Source organism: Streptomyces sp. NPDC001020, from assembly GCF_053599115.1.
This window is the reverse complement of record NZ_JBSFLQ010000022.1, coordinates 34,575-57,490: the sequence shown is the minus strand read 5'-3', so window position 1 is coordinate 57,490 and position 22,916 is coordinate 34,575. Positions and strand designations below refer to the sequence as shown.

Sequence of the window (22,916 nt, the reverse complement as noted above, 5' to 3'; positions counted from 1 at the left end):
TCGACCGAAGTGTGCCCGGCCGATCCCTACCTGGTCTCCCCGGTCACTCCGGGCCGCGCGGTCCGCCCGATCCGCTCGTACTGCCGCTCCAGCCCGTCCAGCAGCGCCGTCAGCCCGGTCTCGAAGGCCCGTTCGTCGACCCTCTCCTGCTGCTCGGCAAGAAGGTGCGCCTGGCCGAGGTGAGGGTAGTCGGCCGGGTCGTACGCCGTCTCGTCGTCCACGAAGCCGCCCGCGAACGAGCCGAGCGCCGACCCCGTGACGAAGTAGCGCATCAGTGCGCCGATGGAGGTGGCCTGCGCGGGTGGCCAGCCCGCCTCGACCATCGCGCCGTACACGGCGTCCGCGAGGCGCAGCGCGGCCGGGCGGCGGCCGGGCCCGCGGGCCAGGACCGGCACGATGTTCGGGTGGTCGCGCAGAGCGGTCCGGTAGGAGACCGCCCAGTCGTGCAGCGCGTTCCGCCAGTCACGGCCGTCCTGGAACATCGACAGATCGACCTGGGCGCTCACCGAGTCCGCGACCGCCTCCAGGATCTGGTCCTTGGTGCGGAAGTGGTTGTAGAGGGACGGGCCGCTGACCCCGAGCTCGGCGGCGAGCCGGCGTGTGGAGACGGCCGCGAGGCCCTCCGCGTCCACCAGCGCACGTGCCGCGGCGACGATGCGGTCGGTGCTGAGGAGGGGCTTGCGCGGTCGGGCCATGGCGCACATGGTAGGGCCGCGGGACGGGAAACCAGCAGTGCGCGTTCAAGAGGTGCGGACTTCCCCCTCAGCCTGCCCCCGGAAGGCGTTCGGGCCTTCTGAGTACGTGTATGAGTACATGGACGGATGGTGGCCCGGGCCGCCTCCGCCGACCCTGGTCCCATGAGCGAGACACCGGTCAAGCAGCAGAGCACGGCCGCCTTCTACGGCCAGGCCGTCGCGTCCTTCTCCGTGGCCATGGTCGCGACCGCCGTCGGCATCTACAAGCTGAACGCCGACGCCTGGGTGCGGGCGTTCCTGGCCATCGCCGTCCTGTACCTGGTCACCTCCGCCTTCACGCTCGCCAAGGTGCTCAGGGACCGCCAGGAGGCGGGCCAGATCGTCAGCCGGGTCGACCAGGCCCGGATGGAGAAGCTGCTCGCCGAACACGATCCCTTCGAGAAGCTGTGACTCCGGGAGCCGCGCCCCCGCCGACCGAGAGGCCCTAAGCGCCCGCTCACCCACGGCGGTATGGTGTTATCCCTGCCGGTGAGAGGGGCGAGTGAGCGATGAGTGCGGCGCAGGAGTCGGGCGGCGGGGCACAGCCATGGGCCGAGGTCACCCCTGACGCGGCCCGGCGGCTGCTGGTCGCCGCTGTGGAGGCCTTCGCCGAGCGCGGCTACCACGCGACTACGACGCGTGACATCGCGGGCCGGGCCGGTATGAGCCCGGCCGCGCTCTACATCCATTACAAGACCAAGGAAGAACTGCTCCACCGCATCAGCCGGATCGGCCACGAAAAGGCGCTGGAGGTTCTCAGCACGGCGGCGCGGGGCGAAGGTACCGCCGCCGAGCGGCTGGCCGACGCGGTGCGTTCCTTTGTGCGCTGGCACGCCGCTCAGCACACCGTCGCCCGGGTGGTGCAGTACGAACTTGACGCGCTCGGCCCGGAAGCGTGGGCCGAGATCGTCGCACTGCGCCGACAGGTCGACGCCGAGGTGCGCGGGATCGTCGAGGACGGCGTGGCGACCGGTGAGTTCGACGTGCCGGACGTGGGGGGCACCACCCTCGCGGTGCTGTCGCTGTGTATCGACGTCGCCCGCTGGTTCAACGCCGACGGCCCCCGCACGCCCGACGAGGTCGGCGCGCTCTACGCCGACCTCGTCCTGCGGATGGTGGGCGCGAAGTAGTCCACGGACCGCTCAGAAGTAGTAGCGGACCACCGACTCGGCCACACAGACGGGCTTGTCGCCGTCCTTGCGCTCCACGACGAAGACGACGCTCACCTGCACCCCGCCCGGCACGTCCTCGACGCCCGAGATCGTCGCGGTGGAGCGCAGCCGGGAGCCGACGGGGACCGGGGCGGGGAAGCGGACCTTGTTCGTCCCGTAGTTGACGCCCATCTTCACGCCCTCGACGCTGATCAGCTGCGGCCCGAACAGCGGGAGCAGTGCCAGGGTGAGATAGCCGTGAGCGATGGTCGTGCCGAAGGGGCCGGCGGCCGCCTTCTCCGGATCCACGTGGATCCACTGGTGATCGCCCGTGGCGTCCGCGAACAGGTCGATCCGCTTCTGGTCGATCTCCAGCCAGTCGCTGTACCCAAGCTGCTCGCCCACCGCCGCCTTCAGCTCGTCGGCGGACGTGAAGGTCCTCGGCTCTGCCATGTCGCCGGCCTTTCGCCTCATGAAGTCACCATGTCTAAGCAACTGCTTAGCATGACCGGGTGGGGGAGGCCTGTCAACGGACCGACGGTGTGGCCGGTGGGTAGGCTCTGAGGGGTGCCCAAGATTCCTGAGAAGATCCATGAGCTGACCGTCGGCCAGTTGTCCGCACGCAGCGGTGTCGCCGTCTCCGCCCTGCACTTCTACGAGTCCAAGGGTCTGATCAGCAGCCGCCGCACATCCGGCAACCAGCGCCGCTACCAGCGTGACACGCTGCGCCGGGTCGCCTTCGTGCGGGCCGCGCAGCGCGTCGGCATTCCGCTGGCCACCATCCGCGAGGCGCTCGCCCAGCTCCCCGAGGAGCGGACCCCGACCCACGAGGACTGGGCCCGCCTCTCCGAGGCCTGGCGCTCCGAACTCGACGAGCGCATCAGCCAGCTGAGCCGACTCCGCGACCACCTCACGGACTGCATCGGCTGCGGCTGTCTGTCCCTGGAGACATGCGTCCTGTCCAACCCGGACGACACCTTCGGCGAAACGAGGTCGGGCTCGCGCCTGTTGGTGGAACGCGGCCTCAGGCGGCGCAGCCGCGAACGGGAGCAACGGGAACGGGAAGCGGCCGGAGAATGCCGCTGAGCGGCCCGGGGCGCGGTGCTCACTCGTACTCAGTACCGCCCTTACGGGTCAGGTAGGCCGGGCTCACCGCCTTCGCGATCGCTCTGCCTCCGGTCACCGGGCTGTACCGCTCGGTGGCCGGCCGGATGACCACACCCTCGCGCAGATGCAGCCCCCGTCCGGACACGGTCTCCCGCCCGGTCGCGACCTCCAGCACCCGCTCGATGTCGTACGCCCCCTCGAACAGCCTTGGAACCAAAGGAAGTTCCCCGGCGAGCAGCTCCGCCGCGTCCAGCCAGCGCAGCGTCCCGTCGATCTCCGCGGACACATCGAAGACCGCGTACCCGAGGGTGTCCCGCCGGCCGTCGGCGCCGTAGGTCAGATCCTGGATGCCTGCCCCGTACACCTCGCCGAAGATCCCAACCCGGCGTGCTCCGAGCCGCTCGGCCAGGCGCGCCGCGACCTCCGGGACGCCGTGGCCGCGTACCGCCCGCCAGTACAGGTTGCGCGGATCCTCCACCAGGGCCAGGGACTTGGCACCAAAGCCCTTCGAGGAGACGAGTACCTGGTCCTCGTCCGCGACATACGTCAGCAGGCACGCCGACCCGTGCAGCTTCTCCGTCAGGACGACGGGCTCGCCCGGTGCGAAGACGTATGGGTAGCGCTGGATGTTCTCGATGTCGACCCAGGGCAGCAACTCCGGTGCGGGCGTCACCTCACCGTCCATGGTGGGCGGGATCGGCGGCACCCACTTGGTGATGCCGAGCACCTCCGCGAAGTCGGTGCCGTCCGCCGCGGCTTGCGTGAGGTCGACCCCCACCAGCACCCTGGGGCGGCAGACGATGCCCTGCGAGAGCTCGCCGCGCAGCCGTACCGCCTTGACCCGGTCGCTGTTGCCGCCCGCCAGCCGCCCGGTCAGCCCCAGCTCCTCGATCAGCCCGGCCGGGAGCACGGACTGCTCCGGGATGTAGACGGCGGTGTCACCTGTGCGGTACTCGCCCTTGGCGACGACGGCTCGGTACAGGCCCACCTGGGCCAGTTCGAGTGCGTCGGCGTTCGGATGCTCGTGGATGGTCAGCACTTCGGCGGTGACGCGCAGCGTCGACATCGGGACTCCTCTGGGTTCCTCAGGTGCGATTCATCGCCTCCTACTGTCCGTGCGGGAAAGGCCTGGGGCGAACGGATTTGCGGCTGGTAGCGTCGCCCTCTTCGGCCGGTGGAACGCCGCGCAGTCCGAGGCCCCGGCCGCCACGGCAGCCGCCGCCGAGTCGGCGACTGCCTGCGGTGACATCGGCACGACCGCGCCGTCCGTCGCTCCCCTTGCTCCGTTCGCGCATGACGTCGACGGTCTCGGACCCCACCGACAGAGCGGGTGCGGTTCCCCCTCGCACCGCCCGTGACGGGGACGTCAGGCCGACACCAGCAGCCGTGCCCGTCTGGCCTCGGCCAGGGCCCCCGGTGTGAGCACCGGCCGCGGCACCACGATGCCGCAGTTCGCGCAGACCGGGCCCGCGGAGGGCTCGTGAGCCAGGTCGTACTTCCAGACGAGGCGCTCACCGGTGCACACCGGACAGGCCGAGCCCGGCCCGTGCTCCAGTGCGGCGATGAGCCGGCGCAGTACCTCGGCCAGCGGTTCCTGAGGATGGACGCTCGGGTCCTCGCACCAGGCGACCCCGAAGCCGCCCCAGGTCAGCCGATGCCAGTCGTCCACACTGCCCGGCCTGCGCAGTCCCTCGTGCTTCTCCTTCCTTCGGCGCTGGGTGAACTCCGCCTCGTAGGCGAGCCAGACCGAGCGGGCCTCCTCCAGTTCGTCCAGTGCGGCCACGAGCCGCGCAGGATCGGGGGAGCGGTCCTCGGGGCCGAACCCGGCCCGGGAGCACAGATGGTCCCAGGTCGCCCGGTGCCCGTAGGGGGCGAACTTCTCAAGGCACTTGCGCAGTGAATAGCGTCGCAGTGCCAGATCGCACCTCGGATCCCGCACCTGTCTCGCCAGACTCCGGAAACCGGCCATCGCCCTGCACCTCCGTCACACCTGCACCTGTACTGCGGTCACTTCGGCGTCGTCGTACGGACGTCGCCGAATAGACGTATCGACAAGCGATTCGGCTCCATCCGTTTTCCGATGACCTCCATAAGCCGCTCTCCGAACCGTTCGCGGCGGTCCTGTCTCACGCCCCGTTCGTCACCCGAACCGCCGCATGAACCACACTCAGTCCACGCAAAGTTGACGCATGTTCATCTTCATCCGCGGGGATACCGGCGGTAACGTCCGGCCCATCATCGTCCGGAGGAGCTGCCATGCCACGGCGCACCCCACGCACCGCTCTCGACATACTGAGAACTCCCCGCAGATTCGCCAAGTTCCTCAAGACCGCGTCGATATGCGTGCTCGTCGCCGGTCTGCTGTCCCCGGTGGCCGTCGGCACCGCGGAAGCGGCCGTTGCCGACGACTACTGCGGCGGCCAGTGTTCGGACATCCTGCCGCCCGGCGAGAACGGCAACGCCACGCTCGCCCAGATCCTCCTCAACCAGACCCTCGGGATCCAGCCCAGCCACGCCGAGGACCAGCTCGGCCCCTACGCCAACCTCGCCACGGGCTACCCCGCGCTCACCAACGACAAGATCAACGACTTCTTCAACGACGCCTCGTTGGGGGTCCCCTCGGACCAGGTCGCCTCCACCGAGAAGCCCGCCGGCCGCAGTGACGTCACGATCGTCCGCGACAAGAAGACCGGTGTACCGCACATCACGGGAACCACCCGCTCCGGCACCGAGTTCGGCGCCGGATACGCCGCCGCCGAGGACCGGCTGTGGCTCATGGACGTCTTCCGGCACGTCGGCCGCGGCCAGTTGACCTCCTTCGCGGGCGGCGCCCCCGCCAACCAGGGCCTGGAGCAGGAGTTCTACCGCAACGCGCCCTACACCGAGGCCGACCTGCAGGCGCAGATCGACAGCGCGGTGGCCAAGAGCGGCACGCGCGGCCAGCAGGCACTCGCCGACGTGGGCGCCTACCTCGCCGGCGTCAACGCCTATATCGACGCCTCCGACGCCGGCCTCTACTTCCCTGGCGAGTACGACCTGACCGGCCACAAGGACCCGATCACCAACGCCGGCACCATCGAGCACTTCAAGGCCACCGACCTGGTCGCACTGGCCTCCGTGATCGGTTCGCTGTTCGGCTCCGGCGGGGGCGGCGAGGTGAACAACGCGCTCTCGCTGCTGGCCGCGCAGGCCAAGTACGGCATCGAGGAGGGCACCAAGGTCTGGGAGTCCTTCCGCGAGCGCAACGACCCCGAGGCCGTCCTCACCCTCCACGACGGCCAGAGCTTCCCGTATGCCACGAAGCCGACCACCCCGCAGGGCGAGGCCCTGCCCGACGCCGGCTCGGTGACCCAGGAGCCGCTCGTCTACGGTCGCACCGGCAGCGCGAGCGGTTCGGCCGCGAGGAGCGCGGCCACGACCGCTGCCAAGACGGCCGTGTCCTCCGCCAGACGTGGCATGTCCAACGCCCTGGTCGTCAGCGGCGCGCACACCGCCAGCGGTCACCCCGTCGCCGTCTTCGGCCCGCAGACCGGCTATTTCGCCCCGCAACTGCTGATGCTCCAGGAGATCCAGGGGCCGGGCATCAGCGCCCGCGGTGCCTCCTTCGCCGGCCTGAGCATGTATGTCGAACTCGGCCGTGGCCAGGACTTCTCGTGGAGCGCCACGACCTCCGGCCAGGACATCATCGACACCTACGCCGTGGAGCTGTGCCAGGACGACTACCACTACCTGTTCCACGGCACCTGTACGGCCATGGACAAGGTCGAGCAGGCCAACTCCTGGAAGCCCACCACCGCCGACAGCACCCCGGCCGGCTCCTACACGATGCGCGTGTGGCGCACGAAGTACGGCCCCGTGCAGTACCGCGCGACCGTCGGCGGCAAGAAGGTCGCTTACACCACCCTGCGCTCCTCCTACCGGCACGAGGTCGACTCCATCATCGGCTTCCAGATGCTCAACGACCCCGGCTTCATCAAGGGCCCACAGGACTTCCAGCAGGCCACGCAGCACATCAACTTCACGTTCAACTGGTTCTACGCCGACTCCCAGCACACCGCGTACTACAACAGCGGCGACAACCCGGTACGCGCGAACGGCGTCGACGCCGAGTTCCCGGTGTGGGCGAGGCCGCCGTACGAGTGGCGGAGCTGGGACCCGGCCACCAACACCGCCGACTACACTCCGACCTCGGCCCACCCCAACTCCATCGACCAGGACTACTACATCTCCTGGAACAACAAGCAGGCCAAGGACTACACGGCCGCGCCCTGGGGGGAGGGCTCCGTGCACCGCGGCGATCTGCTCGAGGACCGGGTGCAGAAGCTGGTCACGGCGGGCGGAGTGACCCGCGCCTCGCTGACCCGGGCGATGGCCGACGCCGCCGTCGCCGACCTGCGCGCCGAGGACGTCCTGCCGAACCTGCTGAAGGTGATCGACAGCTCGCAGGTCACCGACCCGACAGCCGCGGCGGCACTGAGCAAGCTGCGCGCCTGGGTGACAGCGGGCACCAAGCGCACTGCGACCTCGGCCGGATCCAAGAGTTACGCGAACGCCGACGCGATCCGGATCCTGGACGCCTGGTGGCCGCTGCTGGTGAAGGCGGAGTTCGAACCAGGCCTGGGCAGCGACCTCTACACCGCCTTCACCGCCGACCTGCCGGTCGACGAGTCCCCGTCGGCGGGGCACGGTGCGACCGGCTCGCACGCCGGAAGCGCCTTCCAGTACGGCTGGTGGAGCTATGTCGACAAGGACATCCGTACGGTGCTGGGTGAGCCGGTGCAGGGTCCGCTGGCACGGACGTACTGCGGCGGCGGCAGCCTCGGCTCCTGCCGGGACATCCTGATCAGCACCCTGAAGCAGGCGGCGGGCATGACGGCGGCCCAGGTCTACCCTGGCGACGACCAGTGCTCGGCGGGTGACCAGTGGTGCGCGGACTCGATCGTCCAGCGTCCTCTCGGCGGCATCAAGCACGGCAGGATCGGCTGGCAGAACCGGCCCACCTACCAGCAGGTGGTGGAGTACACCTCCCACCGGTGACGCCGTCCGGCGGCGGGTCAGCGGATGCGGCCCGCCGCCAGTACCACCCGCGCGAGTTCCGGGTGCAGGATGTCGCTGTGCGCGCCGGCCGGCGGGCCGCCGCGCCGGACCACCTCGGCGGCGTCGACGTTCACGCACCCGGACACGGGCAGCGGCGAACTCAGGGCGTCGGCGAGAGTGCGCGAGCGCGTGCCCGGCACCGCCTGGACCCCGTCATGCCCCATCGCACCCCATCTCGCCCCGAGCAGCGCGCCGACGTCGAGGCCGAGCAGTGACCGGTCGTCGTCGGCGAGGCGCGCGGCCAGGGGATAGAACGTGCCGAGGGCCGTGTCGAAGCGGGAGAAACAGCACACCAGGGGCCCGTCGACGCGGTGCTCCTGGCCCTGCAGCACCCCTCCCGTGTGCGTGTCGTCCGGCAGCCCGGTCGCGAACGCGTAGTGCGAGAAGGCACCTTGGAGCAGCGTCACGGACTTCACCGCCCGCACCCCCGCGGGCAGCCCGCGCAGCGCGAACGACACCAGACGGCCGCCGAAGCTGTGCCCGACCAGATGGATCCTGAGGCCCGTGGCCGCGTCCGCGAGCCGGCCCAGCGCCGGGCCCAGACCGCGCTCACCGACCGTGCCCGCGCGCCGCTTCATCGCGTAGTACGTCGCCTGACGCAGCAACTCCTTCGCGCCGTCCCACGGGTTCGGCAGCGAGAACGACTCCTGCCCTTCGGGCGCCGCCAGTTGTGCCTCCGCCTGCGCGAACTCGCCGCAGACGGCTGCCGTGGGCCGTGCGAACATCCCCGGCTCGCTCTGCGGCAGGCCCGCTGACACCGTGTCCGCCACGAATCTGCCCCGCGGCGCCGATGGTTCCACCTCCACGAGCAGCCGTACCAGCCGCCCGAACTCCTCCAGACCGGCCGCCTCGCGCGGACGCAGCTCCAGCATCCGCGCGAGCCGGTCGACCACCGTGGCCCGCCCCGGGAAGGCGTTGAGGAGTGCCTGCCGGGTGTCCGGGTCCAGCGTCGGGCCCGGACCGGGCCCGACGACGGTCGAGTGCGGGAAGTCGGGGATCGGCTCGTCGCTGAACCGCATCGACGGCCACACCACGCCCACGTACCCGATCCGTGCGGCCGGGGCGAGCCGCGGGAGCGGCGCGAAGAAGTCGCTGTAGAGCCGGGTCGCGGTGGAGCGGTCGTTGTTCCAGCCGTGCGCGAAGACGATCAGGTCGCGCACGCCGCTCGCCGACAGGCCCGCGAGCAGCCGGTCCCGCTCGGGGCCGTCCACGTCCCCGTCCGCGTCGAAGGTCAGCTCCCAGTACGGAGCCACGCTCATTCCAGGATCCAGCATGACAACCCCCCACGTCCCTACCGAACGGGTGCGATGTGTGGTGCATCGTCCTGCCCGCGGGGGGAGTTGGCCATAGGTCACGACTCAACCGGGCGCGGGAGGGTCCTTGCGGCTCACTTGTAGAGCAGATATCCCTTCCGAACCTTCCGGAACGCCGCGAGTTCCTCCCGCCAGCCGGCCACCACCGCGTCGGTGTCCGCCCCGGCGTCGATCATCGTGCGCACGCGCGTGGAGCCGGTGAGCTTGTCGATCCAGTTGTCCGAGCGCCAGGCGAAGCCGCTCCAGACCTGTTTGGCGGTGACGAGCAGCGCGATCCCGGTCCGTACGGGGTCGTAGGCGGCCCGGTCGTGGACATGGATCTGTACGCCGCCGACCGTCCGGCCCTGGAACTTGGAGAAGGTGGGCGCGAAGTAGGCCTCCCGGAAGCGCACACCCGGCAGCCCGAGCGCGCCCGCGGCCTCCGCCCAGCGGCCGTCGATGCCCTCGGCGCCGAGCAGTTCGAAGGGGCGGGTGGTACCGCGGCCCTCCGACAGGTTGGTGCCCTCGAACAGACAGGTGCCGGAGTAGACGAGGGCGGTCTCCGGGGTCGGCATGTTGGGGCTCGGCGGTACCCAGGGCAGCCCGGAGGCGTCGAAGAACTGCGACCTGTTCCAGCCGGTCATCGGTACGGTCTCCAGGCGCACCGGCCTGGTCAGGAACTCCCCGTTGAACAGTCGCGCCAGTTCCGCGACCGTCATGCCGTGCGCCTGGGAGATCGGCTGCCGTCCCACGAAGGTGGCGAACTCCGGGTGCAACACCGGGCCCAGGGCCTCCCGGCCGGTCACCGGGTTCGGACGGTCGAGCACCACGAACCGCTTGCCGGCCAGCGCGGCGGCCTCCATGCAGTCGTAGAGCGTCCAGATGTACGTGTAGAAGCGGGCGCCCGCGTCCTGGATGTCGAAGACGACCGTGTCCACGCCGGAGGCGGTGAAGATGTCGGCGAGCGGCTGGCCGCTCTTGAGGTAGGTGTCGTACACGGGCAGCCCGGTGGCCGGGTCGTCGTAGCGGCCCTCGGATCCGCCCGCCTGCGCGGTGCCGCGGAAGCCGTGCTCCGGGCCGAACACGGCGACCAGGTTCACCCGGCGGTCGGCATGCATGACGTCCACGATGTGGCGCACGTCCCGGGTGATGCCGGTCGGGTTGGTGACGATGCCGACCCGCTGCCCGTCGAGCCGCGCGTAGCCGTCGGCCGCCAGGCGCTCGAACCCGGTGTTCAGCGGGCGGCCACGGCCCTCGGGGGCCGCCTTGGCCTGCGCGGCAGGGACGGTCGAGGCCGCGACCGCGGCCGTGGTGGCGAACAGGCTCCGTCTGGACAGCTTCATACGACGACCTCCGTGATCGGCACGTGTCATGCCCACGCACGCTAGCGTGCGCCGGGGCGGCGCGGAACGACCCGGACCGGAACGCGTCGCACCGGAGTGGACCGCCTGCTCAACACCGCCCGGCCACCACTTCCCCACGGCATACCGACCGGTTAGTCTCCGCGTCGAAGCCGATTCGTGTCGAGTCGCAGGAGGCCGCTGGTGGAAGCAGTTCAGGGTGCGGGAGTGGTCGTCACCGGGGCAGGGGGCGGCATCGGAGCAGCACTGGCCCGCCGGTTCGCCGCAGAAGGGGCCCGCGTCGTCGTCAACGACCTCGACGCCGGGAAGGCGAAGTCGGTCGCCGAGGAGATCGGCGGCATCGCGCTCGCGGGCGACGCCTCCGCGATCGTCGCCGAGGCGCGCGACGCGCTCGGCGGGACGGTGGACGTGTACTGCGCCAACGCGGGCGTCGGCTCGGCCGGTTCGGAAGCGGCCGGCGAGGAGGTCTGGGCACAGGCCTGGGACGTCAACGTCATGGCCCATGTGCGTGCCGCCGAGGCGCTGCTCCCGGCCTGGCTGGAGCGCGGCAGCGGCCGTTTCGTCTCCACCGTCTCCGCCGCCGGACTGCTCACCATGATCGGTGCCGCCCCCTACAGCGTCACCAAGCACGGGGCGTACGCCTTCGCCGAGTGGCTGTCGCTGACGTACTGCCACCGCGGGATCAAGGTGCACGCGATCTGCCCGCAGGGCGTGCGCACCGACATGCTGGCCGCCACCGGCAGCGTGGGCGACCTGCTGCTGCGGCCGACCGCGATCGAACCGGAGGACGTGGCCGACGCCCTGTTCGAGGGCATCGCGCAGGATCGCTTCCTGGTCCTGCCGCATCCGGAGGCCGCCGGGCACTACCAGGCGCGGGCCAACGATCCCGACCGCTGGCTGGCGCACATGAACCACATCCAGCAGAAGTGGGAAGGGGTCCGGTGACCGGCCTTCCGCTTCTGCCACGCGGCCGCATGACCCCCGTGCGGCGGCCGCGTACCGCGGGGAGAGACTGGCCGCCTGACATGGACCCGCGCCAGGTGGGGAGCCTGCCGGACCAGCCGAAGGCGGCGAGTGGGAAGATCCTCCGTCGGGAACTCCGTTCCCGTACGCAGGACGGTCAGCAGGACCGGTAAGACTCAGCAGGACCATGGAAAGGCAGGTGGCGGCAGTGCCCAGGACCACGGAAGGAGACGGCACCCCCGTCCCGCAGCGGCTTCTCGCCGCCGCCACCCGGCTCTTTGCCGACCAGGGCTACGACCGCACCTCCGTACAGGAGATCGTCGAGGCGGCCGGCGTCACCAAGGGGGCGCTGTACCACTACTTCGGCTCCAAGGACGACCTCCTGCACGAGGTGTACGCGCGCGTGCTGCGGGTCCAGCAGGAGCGTCTCGACGCGTTCGCGAACGCCGACGAGCCGGTCGAGAAGCGGCTGCGGGACGCGGCGGCCGACGTCGTCGTCACCACGATCGAGAACCTCGACGACGCGATGATCTTCTTCCGTTCCATGCACCACCTCGGCCCGGAGAAGAACAAGCAGGTCCGTGCCGAGCGCCGGCGCTACCACGAAGGCTTCCGCGCACTCATCGAGGAAGGCCAGGAACAGGGCGTCTTCTCCAAGGCCACCCCGGCCGACCTCGTGGTCGACTACCACTTCGGCTCGGTCCACCACCTGTCCACCTGGTACCGCCCGGGCGGCCCGCTCAGCCCGCAGGAGGTCGCCGACCACCTGGCTGACCTGCTGCTGCGGGCGCTGCGGCCGTGAGATGAGCGACGAGGGCCGCGGCCGCCGGATTCCGGGGCCGCGGCCCCCGCCCGGCCAGCACGACCGTCCGGCCCGGCTCGGGCTGCCGTATCCGCACGCAGGGCAGCCCGGCCCGCTCCCCGATGGCCCGCGGAACGAACGCCACCCTGGGGAACGGCACCACCACCCGCAGCAACGCGCCGGTCGGGGTGCACCTCCCCACCGGTACCCAGGTCACCGGCATCGCCGGCGGTTACATCCACAGTCTGGCGTTGACCTCCGACGGCCGCGTCCTCGCCTGGGGGGCGGCATTCCCGACCACGGCCGGCCCCGGCCGACCGGTCACACGCGGCCCGCTGCTGCGTGCCCCGCTCCGGACCTCCCGGAGCGGGGCGTGAAGCCTGCTCCTACCCTTCCGCCGAGGCCATGAGCCATGGCTTCGTCCACACCGGGACTACAGGTACTTCTTCAGCTCCCGTCGTGCCAGCGACCGCTGGTGCACCTCGTCCGGACCGTCCGCGAGCATCAGCGTGCGCGCGGCCGCGTACAGCTCGGCGAGCGGGAAGTCCTGGCTGACACCGCCCGCGCCGTGCAGTTGGATCGCCCGGTCCAGGATGCCGGTCACCGTGCGGGGCGTGGCGATCTTGATGGCCTGGATCTCGGTGTGGGCGCCCTTGTTGCCGACGGTGTCCATCAGCCAGGCGGTCTTCAGCACCAGCAGCCGCAACTGCTCGACCTGCACCCGCGCGTCCGCGATCCAGTTGTGGACCACACCCTGCTGGGCCAGCGCCTTGCCGAACGCCGTACGGGACACCGCCCGCCGGCACATCAGCTCGATCGCCCGCTCGGCCATGCCGATCAGTCGCATGCAGTGATGGATACGACCGGGGCCGAGCCGGGCCTGGGCGATGGCGAAGCCGCCACCCTCCTCGCCGATGAGGTTCGACACCGGTACACGCGCCTGGTCGAAAACCACCTCCGCGTGCCCTCCATGGAAGTGGTCCTCGTACCCGAAGACCTGCATCGCCCGTGTGACCGTGACACCGGGGGTGTCCCGGGTTACCAGCACCATCGACTGCTGGCGGCGGATGTCCGGCCCGTCCGGGTCGGTCTTGCCCATCACGATGAAGATCTTGCAGTCCGGGTGCATGGCACCGGAGATGTACCACTTGCGGCCGGTGATGACGTATCGGTCGCCGTCCCGCTCGATGCGCGTGGTGATGTTCGTGGCGTCCGAGGACGCCACCTCGGGTTCGGTCATCGCGAACGCCGAACGGATCTCACCCGCGAGCAGCGGCTCCAGCCACTGCTTCTTCTGCCGTTCGTCGCCGAACTGCGCCAGCACCTCCATGTTGCCGGTGTCGGGCGCCGCGCAGTTGGTGACGGTCGGCGCCAACTGCGGTGAACGGCCGGTGATCTCGGCGAGCGGGGCGTACTGCAGGTTGGTCAGCCCGGCACCGTGCTCGGCATCGGGAAGGAACAGGTTCCACAGTCCCTGGCGGCGTGCCTCGGCCTTCAGCTCCTCCACCACCGGGGGGTTCTCCCACGGAGAGGAGAGCCGGGCGCGCTGCTCGTGCACGAGCTGCTCGGCCGGGTAGACGTACTCGTCCATGAAGGCGAGGAGTCTGGCGCGCAGTTCCTCGGTGCGTGCGTCGAACGCGAAGTCCATGACGGGATCAGCCCTTCCGAAGGCCTGAGTGAAGGGTGGTCAGGCCGTGCTGGATGAAGACCGGTACGAGTTCGCCGATGCGGTCGAATCCGCGGCCGACCGTCTGCCCGAGCGTGTACCGGTAGTGGATGCCCTCCAGGATCACGGCGAGCTTGAACCAGGCGAACGCCGTGTACCAGGACAGGGTGCTCACGTCGCGCCCCGAGCGCGCGGCGTACCGCTCCACCAGCTCGGCGGGCGAGGGGTGTCCGGGAGCCTCGGCGGTGGTGGACACGGGCGAGTCGGGCATACCGAGCGGCGTGCAGTACATCACCAGCAGGCCCAGGTCGGTGAGCGGGTCGCCGAGCGTGGACATCTCCCAGTCGAGGACAGCCTTGATCCGGTCGTCCGCGTCGATGAGGACGTTGTCGAGACGGTAGTCGCCGTGCACGACGGCGGGTGCGGGAGAGTCGGGCAGGTGGCGTCCGAGCGTGGCGTGCAGTTCGTCGATGCCGGCCAGCTCGCGACCCCGGGAGGCGTCCAGCTGCTTGCCCCAGCGCCGCAACTGCCGGTCCAGGAAACCCTCGGGCCGTCCGAAGTCGGCCAGGCCCACTTCGGCGGGATCCACCGCGTGCAGTTCTACGAGGGTGTCCACGAGTGACAGCACGGCGTTACGGGTGCGCTCCGCGCCCAGCGGCGCGAGCTGACCGGCGGTGCGGTACGGGGTGCCCGCCACGAAGTCCATCACATAGAAGGGGGCGCCCAGGACCGACTCGTCCTCGCACAGCAGCACCGGGCGCGGCACCGGAACGGCCGTCGGATGCAGCGCGCTGATCACCCGGTGTTCGCGCTTCATGTCGTGCGCGGTCGCCAGCACATGCCCGAGCGGGGGCCGTCGTACGACCCAGGTGGCCGCGCCGTCCGAGACGGCGTACGTGAGGTTCGACCGCCCGCCCTCGATCAGCCGGCCGGTCAAGGGGCCGTTCACCAGGCCCGGCCGCTCGACGTCGAGCAGACCGCGCAGCCGGTCGAGATCGAGTCCCGGTGGGTGCTCTGGGCTCATCTGGTCTCCTTCGAGGAAGCCCTGCCCTTCAGGGCGGGGTGGGGGTGGCTCCCGCTTGCGGGGGAGAATGGTGACGGTGTCGCAGGACGTGGCCGGACGCTGGTTCGTGTCTCTCCTGTGTGAGGATCCGACCGTCAAGCCGCTGGCGGGCAGTGGCAACGCGGTTGGTGTGGACGCGGGGCTCGACCACCTGTTGACCCTGTCCACCGGGGAGAAGGTCAGCAACCCCCGGCACGAGCGGCGTGACCGCGCGCCTGGCCAGGGTGCAGCGGGAGTTCTCCCGTAAGGCCAAGGGTGAGGGTGCCAACCGGGCCAGGGCCCGCCAGAAGGTCGCCCGCATCCATGCCCGCATTTGCCGACCGCCGGGCTGGCGGTGTCGGCCTGTGGAGCCGGTGTAAGGCCTCAACGGAGTACTCCGGGCGGGCAGTCGGCGATGAAGCAGGAACTCCTACAGCGCGAGCCGTAGGAATCCCCCTCCGTCAGGATGGGGAGGATGTCAACGTTGCTCCTGCACGCGCGGAAAAACAGGACCAGTGCCGGGGCACTGGCATCATGATGCCGACCGGTCGGTATGTCGTCCAGTCCACGCAGTGAACGTGATCGGCGCCACGATCGTCGTGGCGCCGATCGGTGAGGGCCGTCACGGCCGGACGGCCCCGGCGCGGACTCACGCGTGGCTGGTCATCATCTCCCCGCCGTTCATGACCGCCATGTCCCGGAAGGCGGGAAGCGGATCCAGTGGCGCTCCCTCGGGCAGCCCGTCCAGTTCGGCGTAAGCGCGGTGCAGATTGGCCACCAGTCGCTCGCTCTCGGGCAGCTCCGCGAACCTGCCGAGGTCCGTGGCCCGAGCCGCCTCCAGCGGCGTACGGCCCGCCGCGCGGCCGCGCTGCGCCACATCGGCGACGAACCGCAGATAGCTCTCCGTGCGGTCGAACGCGGACGGGTCGGTGACGGATCCGTGCCCGGGTACAACGGTCTCCGCGCCCAGCGCGCGCAGCCGCTCCAGCGCCCGCAGCGAGCCGCTGAGCGAACCCATCAGGATGAACGGCGTCCCGCCCTCGAAGATCAGGTCCCCGGCGAACAGCACACGCCGGTGCGGCAGCCAGACCACCGAGTCGCCGACGGTGTGTGCCACGCCCGGGTGGATCACCTCGGCCTCGACTCCGCCGACGTGGATCGTGATGTGGTCCCGGTACGTCAGGTCGGCGCCCACGATCCGGATGTCCCCGTAGTCGTTCTCCGGCCAGATCAGTTCCAGTTGGTGTCCGCAGGCCAGCACCTCCCGGCGGCAGTCGGCGTGCGCGACGATCGTCGCGGCCGGTGCGAAGAAGCCGTTTCCGTAGGTGTGGTCGCCGTGGTGGTGGGTGTTGACGACCCACCGCGGTGCGGGTGCTCCGGTGGCCGCGACGGCCGCGGCCAGGGCGCGCGTACGGCGCTCGGTCGCGGCCGTGTCCACGAGCAGGGTGACCGTCCCGTCGCTCACGAACCCGGCGTTGTTCAGACACCAGCCGCCGTCCGGCTGCACATAGGCGTGCACGTCGTCGGCGAGTGCGAGCGTGTACGGCTCCGCTGTGGTCATGGGTCCCCCTGGGGTCGTCGTCCACCGGTGGCAGGCAGTCCTGCACGTCGGCAACAAGATCCCCCAGTCTGTGCGCGGCGACAAGATCCCATGGCCGGAGTTGTCGGCACGACCGCCGGAGTGCTCGTCAGTGGTCGTCCCAGTGCCCCTCGTGCTGGGCGTGCCGGTGGCCGTCGTGCAGGTAGTCGACGTGGTCTCCGTGCTGGACGGGGTGGTGTCCGCAACCCTCGCCGTGCTGGTGCTCGTGGCCCTGGTGCGCGACGTGCCTGGCGGGCTCGCACTCGTCCCAGTGGCCCTTGTGTTCGCGGTGCAGATGCCCGTCGTGCGCGTAGTCCACATGGTCTCCGTGCGGCACCGCGTCGTGCCCGCAGGCTGGGCCGTGGCTGTGGCGGTGTGCGGTGTGATCCCGGTGGGGGGTGCTCATGGCGCTCACCTTCGCCTTCTGAGATGTCGTGCTGTGAGTCCCAGGCTAACGAAACGGTGCATATCCGGCTCATCCGGTGTGTTTCGGGCTTCGCGACGTGGCGGGGTCGTCTGGCGTCCGCGGCACTAGAACACCAGTGCCGCGGCACACGCCGCGAGTGCGACCATGCAGAAGGTCGCGGCGGCCGCGTGACGGGGCGCGAGGCGTGGCGGCCGGCCGGGGTCGGCGGTCGCCAGGGCGTGGATACGGCGGTAAGCGAGGATCAGGAAGCCGAGCCAGAGCAGGCAGCACAGGGCGGCGACGGCGAGGCCGGCCGCCGTTCTGTCGAACAGCGTCGCCTTCACGGCGAGCACGGCGGCCACGGTGCTCGACAGCGTGGTACGCCGCCACGCGAGCCGGGTGCGCTCCGGCTGGAGTCCCGGATCCCGCCGCGGGAGCGGGGCGCTCATCCCGCCAGGCCGAGGAGGACGACCGCGACCATGGCGACCGCCACCACGGCGACGGCAAGGCTCAGTACGGTCGGGAAGCGGGACGCGGGAAGATCCTCGTCACGTCGCATCGCCCGCTCGCAGCGCACCCAGTGATTGATCGCGCGCAGCGAGCACAGTACCCCCGCGACGAGCAGCGCGAGGGCGAGCCCGGCGCGCCAGACCCGGGGCAGCTGAGGCAGGAACTGGTCCACGGCGAAGCCGCCGCCGATCAGCGCCAGCGAGGTGCGCAGCCACGCCAGGAAGGTGCGCTCGTTGGCCAGCGAGAAACGGTAGTCGGGGGTGTCGCCCTCCTCGCGGATGTCCTCGGGGGTGAACCAGAGGCGGACGTTCCGTGCGAATTCACTCACGCGCAGGACCCTACCGGGCGGTTGTGCCGGTCCGGGGCCGCCTACGACCCGGGGGAGTTCAGCCCGCGGACCGACGGTTCCTCTTGAGCCGTTCGTATGCGGCGAGCCCGTCCGGGACCCACTCCCAGTCGGACAGTCGCCGTTCCACCTCCTCCTCGGGCAGGAAGGCGTGCCAGGCGACCTCCTCGGCCTGGGGGCTGACGGGCAGGTCGCAGCGCACCCCGTAGACCGCGGACCACCAGGTCCGGCCGGCGCCGTCGTCGTACAGGAACGTGAACAGCGGCTCGGGCCGGGGCAGCCCGCTGACCCCGAGCTCCTCCTCGGCCTCCCGCAGGGCGGCGTCGTCGTAGGCCTCGCCCGCGCCGACGACCCCGCCGACGAACATGTCGTAGAGAGAGGGGAAGACCAGCTTGGTGGGAGTGCGGCGGTGGACGAACAGGCGGTCCTCGGCGTCCCGTACCTGGATGAACACACACCGGTGGCGCAGCCCGCGCTCGTACGCCTCGCCGCGCGGCGACTGCCCGATGACCCTGTCGTTCTCGTCCACGATGTCGAGGAGTTCGTCAGCGGCGTTCATGCCGTCCATCCAACCAGTCCCCGGCCGCGGAGTGAGGAGTGGCCGCATCACCTCGGCTGCAGGTCCTTCGCCCGCTCCGGCGCCGCCGTCCCCCGTGGCATGGCCGGGTGCATTCCCAGCAGCACGATGCCGAGGACGATCGCCGCAAGCCCCGCCGCCTGCCAGGCCAGTGCGCCCGTGTCGGTGCGCAGCTGGTCGCCGAGGAAACCCACCCCGCAGGCGATCCCGGCCAGTGGCTGGGCCGCGGTGAGTGCCGGCAGGGACATCCGCAGCGGTGCCGTCTCGAACGCGCTCTGCACCAGTACCAGTCCCGTGACACCGAGCACCACCACGGCGTATGGCTGCCAGCCCGTGATGAACTCCGTCCAGCCACCCACCCTGAACCGCTCACCGCTGACCCGCGTGAGCGCATCCTGTACGCCGTACAGCAGTCCCGCCGCCACTGCCAGCAGCACCGGCCCGATGATCATCCGCGACTTCTTCGCATACGTCGTCAGCAGCAGTGCCAGGCCGACCATCACGCCGATGATCACCCAGTGCCGTACGGGATTCGTGACCGCTTCGCCGGCTTTGGGCTGGCCCGCCAGGATGAAGGCCGCGACGCCGCCGGCGAGCAGCGCGAGCCCGCCCCAGCCCTGGCGGCCCAGGGGTTGTCTGGTCTGGTGGCGGGACAGGGCCATGGCGAACAGCAGGTTCGTGGCGACCAGCGGCTCGACCAGGGAGATCTCACCGTGGGTCAGCGCGACCGCGCTGAGGATCATGCCCGCCACCATCAGACCCAGGCCGCCGAGCCAACGCGGCACCTTCGCCAGGTCCAGGAGTAGCCGGAAGGAGAGGAAGTCACTCAGCGGTGCCTGTTGGGCGGCGTTCTGCTGCAACACGAATCCGGTGCCCAGGCAGAAGGCCGCGCTCACGGAGAGAGCCAGAACCAATACCGACACGCTGCGTACCTCAATAGTTCAGCGGGGTCACGGAGGTGCGTATCACGCTGACTCTAGCGCTCCCGGCCGTGGCCCGCCCCTGCTTGACCGCTCTCGGCAAGCCCTCGCTCGCGGGACGGCCGGCATGGGCGCGAACGTTTCGAGTACCCGTGAACAGGCGGTTGACTCGGTCACTCTTCTGCCGAAGGATCTGACCCGTCGGTAACCACGTACCGACCGGTAGTCGCCGTGAGAGGACGGGCGCATGGCCTACGACGCTGATGTCATCGTGATCGGGGCAGGCCTCGCCGGACTGACCGCGGCCGCGGAACTCGCGGACGCCGGACGGAAAGTGATCGTCCTCGACCAGGAACCGGAGCAGTCCTTGGGCGGCCAGGCGTTCTGGTCCTTCGGCGGCCTCTTCTTCGTGAACTCGCCCGAACAGCGCCGCCTGCGCATCAGGGACAGTCACGCGCTCGCCCTCCAGGACTGGATGGGCACGGCCGGATTCGACCGGCCCGAGGACCACTGGCCGCGCAGATGGGCGGAGGCGTACGTCGACTTCGCCGCGGGCGAGAAGCGGGCCTGGCTGCGCCGGCAGGGGATGCGCTTCTTCCCGGTGGTCGGCTGGGCCGAACGCGGCGGATACGACGCGGGCGGCCACGGCAACTCGGTCCCGCGTTTCCACATCACGTGGGGGACCGGACCCGGGGTGATCGAACCGTTCGTGCGGCGGGTGCGCGCCGGGGTCGCGCGTGGCCTCGTACAGCTGAAGTTCCGCCACCGTGTCACCGGGCTGTCGCGCAGCGCGGGCACCGTCGACACCGTCACCGGTGAAATCCTCGATCCGTCGGATGCGCCACGGGGCCGGGCCAGCAGCCGCACCGTCACCGGCGCCTTCGAGTTCAGGGCCCAGGCGGTGATCATCACCACGGGCGGCATCGGCGGCAACCACGACCTGGTCCGCGCCAACTGGCCGGAGCGCCTCGGCAGCCCGCCCGAGCGGATGGTCTCCGGCGTTCCCGCGTACGTCGACGGGAAGATGCTCGGCATCGCCGAAACGGCCGGCGCCCGGCTGATCAACCGCGACCGGATGTGGCACTACACCGAGGGCCTCCACAACTGGAACCCCGTCTGGGAGAACCACGGCATCCGTATCCTGCCCGGCCCGTCCTCCGTCTGGCTCGACGCCTGCGGCCGACGGCTGCCCGTCCCGCTCTTCCCCGGCTTCGACACTCTCGGCACGCTCGAGCACATCATGAAGACCGGTTACGAGCACACCTGGTTCGTACTCGACCGGAAGATCATCGGCAAGGAGTTCGCGCTCTCGGGCTCCGAGCAGAACCCCGACCTCACCGGGAAGTCGGTCAGGGGCACGATCGGCCGGGCACGCGCGGACGTACCCGGCCCGGTCAGGGCGTTCATGGACCACGGTGTCGACTTCGTCGTCGAGAAGGACCTGGGGGCGCTGGTGCGCGGCATGAACGCGCTCACCAAGGAACCGCTCATCGACGAGGCCGAACTGCGCCGCCAGATCGTCGAGCGTGACCGGGAGATCCTCAACCCCTTCACCAAGGACCTCCAGGTGACGGCGATCCGCGGCGCCCGCAGGTACCTCGGCGACCGGCTGATCCGCACGGCCGCCCCACACTGCATCCTCGACCCGGAGGCGGGCCCGCTGATCGCCGTACGCCTCAACATCCTCACCCGCAAGACGCTCGGCGGTCTGGAGACCGACCTGTCCTCGCGGGTGCTGACCGAGGGCGGTGACCCGCTTCCGGGTGTGTTCGCGGCAGGCGAGGCCGCCGGCTTCGGCGGCGGCGGGGTCCACGGCTACCGCTCCCTGGAGGGCACGTTCCTCGGCGGCTGCCTGTTCTCGGGCCGCATGGCCGGGCGGGCGGCGGCGAGGGCAGTCGGATAACCGGCCCCGGGGTCGCCACCGCCGCTCGGTCACAGCACTAGATCAGCAGGGACAGCAACAGGACCAGGCCGCCGGCGACCACAGAGACGATGCACTCCATGATCGACCAGGTCTTCAGGTTCTGGCCGACGCTGAGCCCGAAGTACTCCTTGACCAGCCAGAACCCGGCGTCGTTCACATGGCTCAGGAAGAGCGAGCCGGCGCCGATGGCCAGCACCAGCAGGGCCGCGTGGGTGGTCGACATGTCGGCCGCGAGCGGGGCGACCAGACCGGCGGCCGAGACGGTCGCCACGGTTGCCGACCCCGTCGCCAGCCGGATCGTCACCGCGATCAGCCAGGCCAGCAGCAGCGCGGGTATCGACCAGTTCTTGGAGACGTCCAGGACCATCTGGCCCACGCCCGAGTCGATCAGCGTCTGCTTGAAGCCGCCGCCGGCGCCGACGATGAGCAGGATGCCCGCGATGGGACCGAGCCCCTTCTCGACGGTCTGGGTGATCCGCTCCCTGCTGAACCCGGCCGCGCGGCCGAGCGTGAACATACCCACGATCACGGCCGCGAGCAGTGCGACCAGCGGCGAGCCGATCACGTCGAAGACGCGCTGCACCATGTGCGCCGGGTCGTCGACGATGATGTCGACCAGTGCTTTGGACAACATCAGGACGACCGGCAGCAGCAAGGTGGCCAGCGTGGCACCGAAGCCGGGGCGCTTGTCCAGGTCCTCGGAGGCGCGCGGCGGGATCATGCGGTCGGGGACCGGGACGTCCACCCAGCGGGCGGCGACCTTCGAGAACAGCGGACCGGCGATGATCACCGTCGGGACGGCGACCAGTACGCCGAGCGCCAGCGTGACACCGAGGTTCGCCTGGACGGCGTCGATCGCGACCAGCGGGCCGGGGTGCGGCGGGATCAGACCGTGCATCACGGACAGCCCGGCCAGCGCCGGGATACCGATGCGCATCAGCGAGTAGTTGCCACGCTTGGCGACCATCAGCACCACCGGTATCAGCAGCACGATGCCGACCTCGAAGAACAGCGGAAGACCGATCACCGAGGCGATCAGCACCATCGCCCACGGCATCGCACGCCCTCCCGCCTTGGCGAGGATCGTGTCGACGACCTGGTCCGCGCCGCCGGAATCGGCGAGCAGCTTGCCGAGGATCGCGCCCAGGGCTATCAGGACACCCACACCGGCGACGGTCGAGCCGAGCCCGGTGGTGAAGCTGGTGATCGCCTTGTCGAGCGGCGCCCCGGCGAACGCGCCGAGCGCGAGCGAGCCGATGGTCAGGGCCAGGAAGGCGTGGAGCTTGAACTGGGTGATGAGCAGCACGATGACGGCGATGCCCGCCACCACCGCGATGCCCAGTTGAGCGTGGCCCGCCGACGTGATCGGCTCGACGGTGTCCGCTGCCAGCATCTCGACGCTGAGTCTGGTCACGGGTGTTCCCTTGCGTGAGGAGAGG

Annotated in this window: 23 protein-coding genes and 1 pseudogene; 9 read left to right on the top strand and 15 right to left on the bottom strand. The window is 70.4% G+C overall.

The features are described from left to right. Nucleotides 1-26 precede the first annotated feature (26 nt). Entirely contained in the window at nucleotides 27-695 is a 669-nt protein-coding gene (locus ACWDEX_RS21655; RefSeq protein WP_450465339.1) for a TetR/AcrR family transcriptional regulator, read from the bottom strand. A gap of 162 nt (nucleotides 696-857) precedes the next feature. Between ACWDEX_RS21655 and ACWDEX_RS21650 the strand changes: the two genes are divergently transcribed. Further along, nucleotides 858-1,145 (top strand): YiaA/YiaB family inner membrane protein, encoded by a 288-nt coding sequence (locus tag ACWDEX_RS21650; RefSeq protein WP_450465337.1) that lies wholly within the window; start codon nucleotides 858-860, stop codon nucleotides 1,143-1,145. Between the two features lie 98 nt (nucleotides 1,146-1,243). Further along, nucleotides 1,244-1,864: a TetR/AcrR family transcriptional regulator gene (locus ACWDEX_RS21645; RefSeq protein ID WP_450465336.1), complete on the top strand. Its 621-nt coding sequence runs from the start codon at nucleotides 1,244-1,246 to the stop codon at nucleotides 1,862-1,864. 12 nt (nucleotides 1,865-1,876) lie between these two features. Here ACWDEX_RS21645 and ACWDEX_RS21640 read toward each other — a convergent pair whose 3' ends face one another. Further along, nucleotides 1,877-2,338, bottom strand: a complete 462-nt coding sequence (locus ACWDEX_RS21640; protein ID WP_450465437.1) for a MaoC family dehydratase — start codon at nucleotides 2,336-2,338, stop codon at nucleotides 1,877-1,879. Nucleotides 2,339-2,452: 114 nt separating this feature from the next. Here ACWDEX_RS21640 and soxR point away from each other — a divergent pair, with 114 nt between their 5' ends. Next, complete coding sequence (gene soxR, locus ACWDEX_RS21635; RefSeq protein ID WP_450465335.1) at nucleotides 2,453-2,971, top strand: redox-sensitive transcriptional activator SoxR; 519 nt, start codon at nucleotides 2,453-2,455, stop codon at nucleotides 2,969-2,971. Between the two features lie 19 nt (nucleotides 2,972-2,990). Here soxR and ACWDEX_RS21630 read toward each other — a convergent pair whose 3' ends face one another. Both ACWDEX_RS21630 and ACWDEX_RS21625 read right to left on the bottom strand, forming a co-directional pair. Next, nucleotides 2,991-4,058 (bottom strand): RNA ligase (ATP), encoded by a 1,068-nt coding sequence (locus ACWDEX_RS21630; protein ID WP_450465334.1) that lies wholly within the window; start codon nucleotides 4,056-4,058, stop codon nucleotides 2,991-2,993. A gap of 300 nt (nucleotides 4,059-4,358) precedes the next feature. After that, nucleotides 4,359-4,961, bottom strand: coding sequence for a hypothetical protein (locus tag ACWDEX_RS21625; RefSeq protein ID WP_450465333.1), 603 nt, complete (start codon nucleotides 4,959-4,961; stop codon nucleotides 4,359-4,361). A 287-nt stretch (nucleotides 4,962-5,248) separates the two neighbouring features. Here ACWDEX_RS21625 and ACWDEX_RS21620 point away from each other — a divergent pair, with 287 nt between their 5' ends. Further along, nucleotides 5,249-8,029 (top strand): penicillin acylase family protein, encoded by a 2,781-nt coding sequence (locus ACWDEX_RS21620; RefSeq protein ID WP_450465332.1) that lies wholly within the window; start codon nucleotides 5,249-5,251, stop codon nucleotides 8,027-8,029. 17 nt (nucleotides 8,030-8,046) lie between these two features. Here the strand turns inward: ACWDEX_RS21620 and ACWDEX_RS21615 are convergent, their stop codons facing one another. Together ACWDEX_RS21615 and ACWDEX_RS21610 are read right to left on the bottom strand one after the other, a co-directional pair. Then, a complete protein-coding gene (locus tag ACWDEX_RS21615; RefSeq protein WP_450465331.1) occupies nucleotides 8,047-9,363 on the bottom strand; it encodes a serine-threonine protein kinase in 1,317 nt (438 codons plus the stop codon). 113 nt (nucleotides 9,364-9,476) lie between these two features. Beyond that, on the bottom strand, nucleotides 9,477-10,724 hold the full coding sequence (locus tag ACWDEX_RS21610) for an exo-beta-N-acetylmuramidase NamZ family protein (protein WP_450465330.1): 1,248 nt from the start codon (nucleotides 10,722-10,724) through the stop codon (nucleotides 9,477-9,479). Nucleotides 10,725-10,922: 198 nt separating this feature from the next. Here ACWDEX_RS21610 and ACWDEX_RS21605 point away from each other — a divergent pair, with 198 nt between their 5' ends. From ACWDEX_RS21605 to ACWDEX_RS21595, 3 genes are all read left to right on the top strand, one after another. Continuing rightward, nucleotides 10,923-11,687 carry an SDR family oxidoreductase gene (locus tag ACWDEX_RS21605; protein WP_450465436.1) on the top strand — a complete coding sequence of 255 codons (765 nt, stop codon included), beginning with the start codon at nucleotides 10,923-10,925 and terminating at the stop codon, nucleotides 11,685-11,687. Nucleotides 11,688-11,913: 226 nt separating this feature from the next. Beyond that, complete coding sequence (locus ACWDEX_RS21600) at nucleotides 11,914-12,507, top strand: TetR/AcrR family transcriptional regulator (RefSeq protein ID WP_450465329.1); 594 nt, start codon at nucleotides 11,914-11,916, stop codon at nucleotides 12,505-12,507. Nucleotides 12,508-12,629: 122 nt separating this feature from the next. Beyond that, the gene (locus tag ACWDEX_RS21595) at nucleotides 12,630-12,884 is read left to right on the top strand and encodes a hypothetical protein (RefSeq protein WP_450465327.1); all 255 of its coding nucleotides are present in this window, start codon (nucleotides 12,630-12,632) and stop codon (nucleotides 12,882-12,884) included. Nucleotides 12,885-12,940: 56 nt separating this feature from the next. Here ACWDEX_RS21595 and ACWDEX_RS21590 read toward each other — a convergent pair whose 3' ends face one another. After that, nucleotides 12,941-14,155 (bottom strand): acyl-CoA dehydrogenase family protein, encoded by a 1,215-nt coding sequence (locus ACWDEX_RS21590; protein ID WP_450465325.1) that lies wholly within the window; start codon nucleotides 14,153-14,155, stop codon nucleotides 12,941-12,943. A gap of 7 nt (nucleotides 14,156-14,162) precedes the next feature. Next, nucleotides 14,163-15,197 carry a phosphotransferase family protein gene (locus ACWDEX_RS21585; RefSeq protein ID WP_450465324.1) on the bottom strand — a complete coding sequence of 345 codons (1,035 nt, stop codon included), beginning with the start codon at nucleotides 15,195-15,197 and terminating at the stop codon, nucleotides 14,163-14,165. A 70-nt stretch (nucleotides 15,198-15,267) separates the two neighbouring features. Between ACWDEX_RS21585 and ACWDEX_RS21580 the strand changes: the two are divergent. Further along, nucleotides 15,268-15,550 (top strand): annotated as a pseudogene (locus ACWDEX_RS21580) (RNA-guided endonuclease InsQ/TnpB family protein); the annotation flags it as partial. Nucleotides 15,551-15,864: 314 nt separating this feature from the next. Here the strand turns inward: ACWDEX_RS21580 and ACWDEX_RS21575 are convergent. From ACWDEX_RS21575 to ACWDEX_RS21550, 6 genes are all read right to left on the bottom strand, one after another. Beyond that, nucleotides 15,865-16,776 (bottom strand): MBL fold metallo-hydrolase, encoded by a 912-nt coding sequence (locus ACWDEX_RS21575; protein WP_450465323.1) that lies wholly within the window; start codon nucleotides 16,774-16,776, stop codon nucleotides 15,865-15,867. Between the two features lie 127 nt (nucleotides 16,777-16,903). Continuing rightward, nucleotides 16,904-17,200, bottom strand: coding sequence for a hypothetical protein (locus tag ACWDEX_RS21570; protein WP_450465321.1), 297 nt, complete (start codon nucleotides 17,198-17,200; stop codon nucleotides 16,904-16,906). Nucleotides 17,201-17,325: 125 nt separating this feature from the next. Beyond that, a complete protein-coding gene (locus tag ACWDEX_RS21565) occupies nucleotides 17,326-17,649 on the bottom strand; it encodes a DUF202 domain-containing protein (RefSeq protein ID WP_450465320.1) in 324 nt (107 codons plus the stop codon). Continuing rightward, a complete protein-coding gene (locus tag ACWDEX_RS21560) occupies nucleotides 17,646-18,038 on the bottom strand; it encodes a YidH family protein (RefSeq protein WP_450465319.1) in 393 nt (130 codons plus the stop codon). The genes ACWDEX_RS21565 and ACWDEX_RS21560 overlap by 4 nt, the downstream gene beginning before the upstream one ends. A gap of 58 nt (nucleotides 18,039-18,096) precedes the next feature. Next, nucleotides 18,097-18,615 (bottom strand): NUDIX hydrolase, encoded by a 519-nt coding sequence (locus ACWDEX_RS21555; RefSeq protein WP_450465318.1) that lies wholly within the window; start codon nucleotides 18,613-18,615, stop codon nucleotides 18,097-18,099. A 47-nt stretch (nucleotides 18,616-18,662) separates the two neighbouring features. After that, nucleotides 18,663-19,556, bottom strand: coding sequence for a DMT family transporter (locus tag ACWDEX_RS21550; protein ID WP_450465317.1), 894 nt, complete (start codon nucleotides 19,554-19,556; stop codon nucleotides 18,663-18,665). A 244-nt stretch (nucleotides 19,557-19,800) separates the two neighbouring features. Here ACWDEX_RS21550 and ACWDEX_RS21545 point away from each other — a divergent pair, with 244 nt between their 5' ends. Next, nucleotides 19,801-21,456 carry an FAD-binding dehydrogenase gene (locus ACWDEX_RS21545; protein ID WP_450465316.1) on the top strand — a complete coding sequence of 552 codons (1,656 nt, stop codon included), beginning with the start codon at nucleotides 19,801-19,803 and terminating at the stop codon, nucleotides 21,454-21,456. Nucleotides 21,457-21,493: 37 nt separating this feature from the next. Here the strand turns inward: ACWDEX_RS21545 and ACWDEX_RS21540 are convergent, their stop codons facing one another. Continuing rightward, nucleotides 21,494-22,891: a GntP family permease gene (locus ACWDEX_RS21540; RefSeq protein ID WP_450465315.1), complete on the bottom strand. Its 1,398-nt coding sequence runs from the start codon at nucleotides 22,889-22,891 to the stop codon at nucleotides 21,494-21,496. Nucleotides 22,892-22,916: the final 25 nt, after the last annotated feature.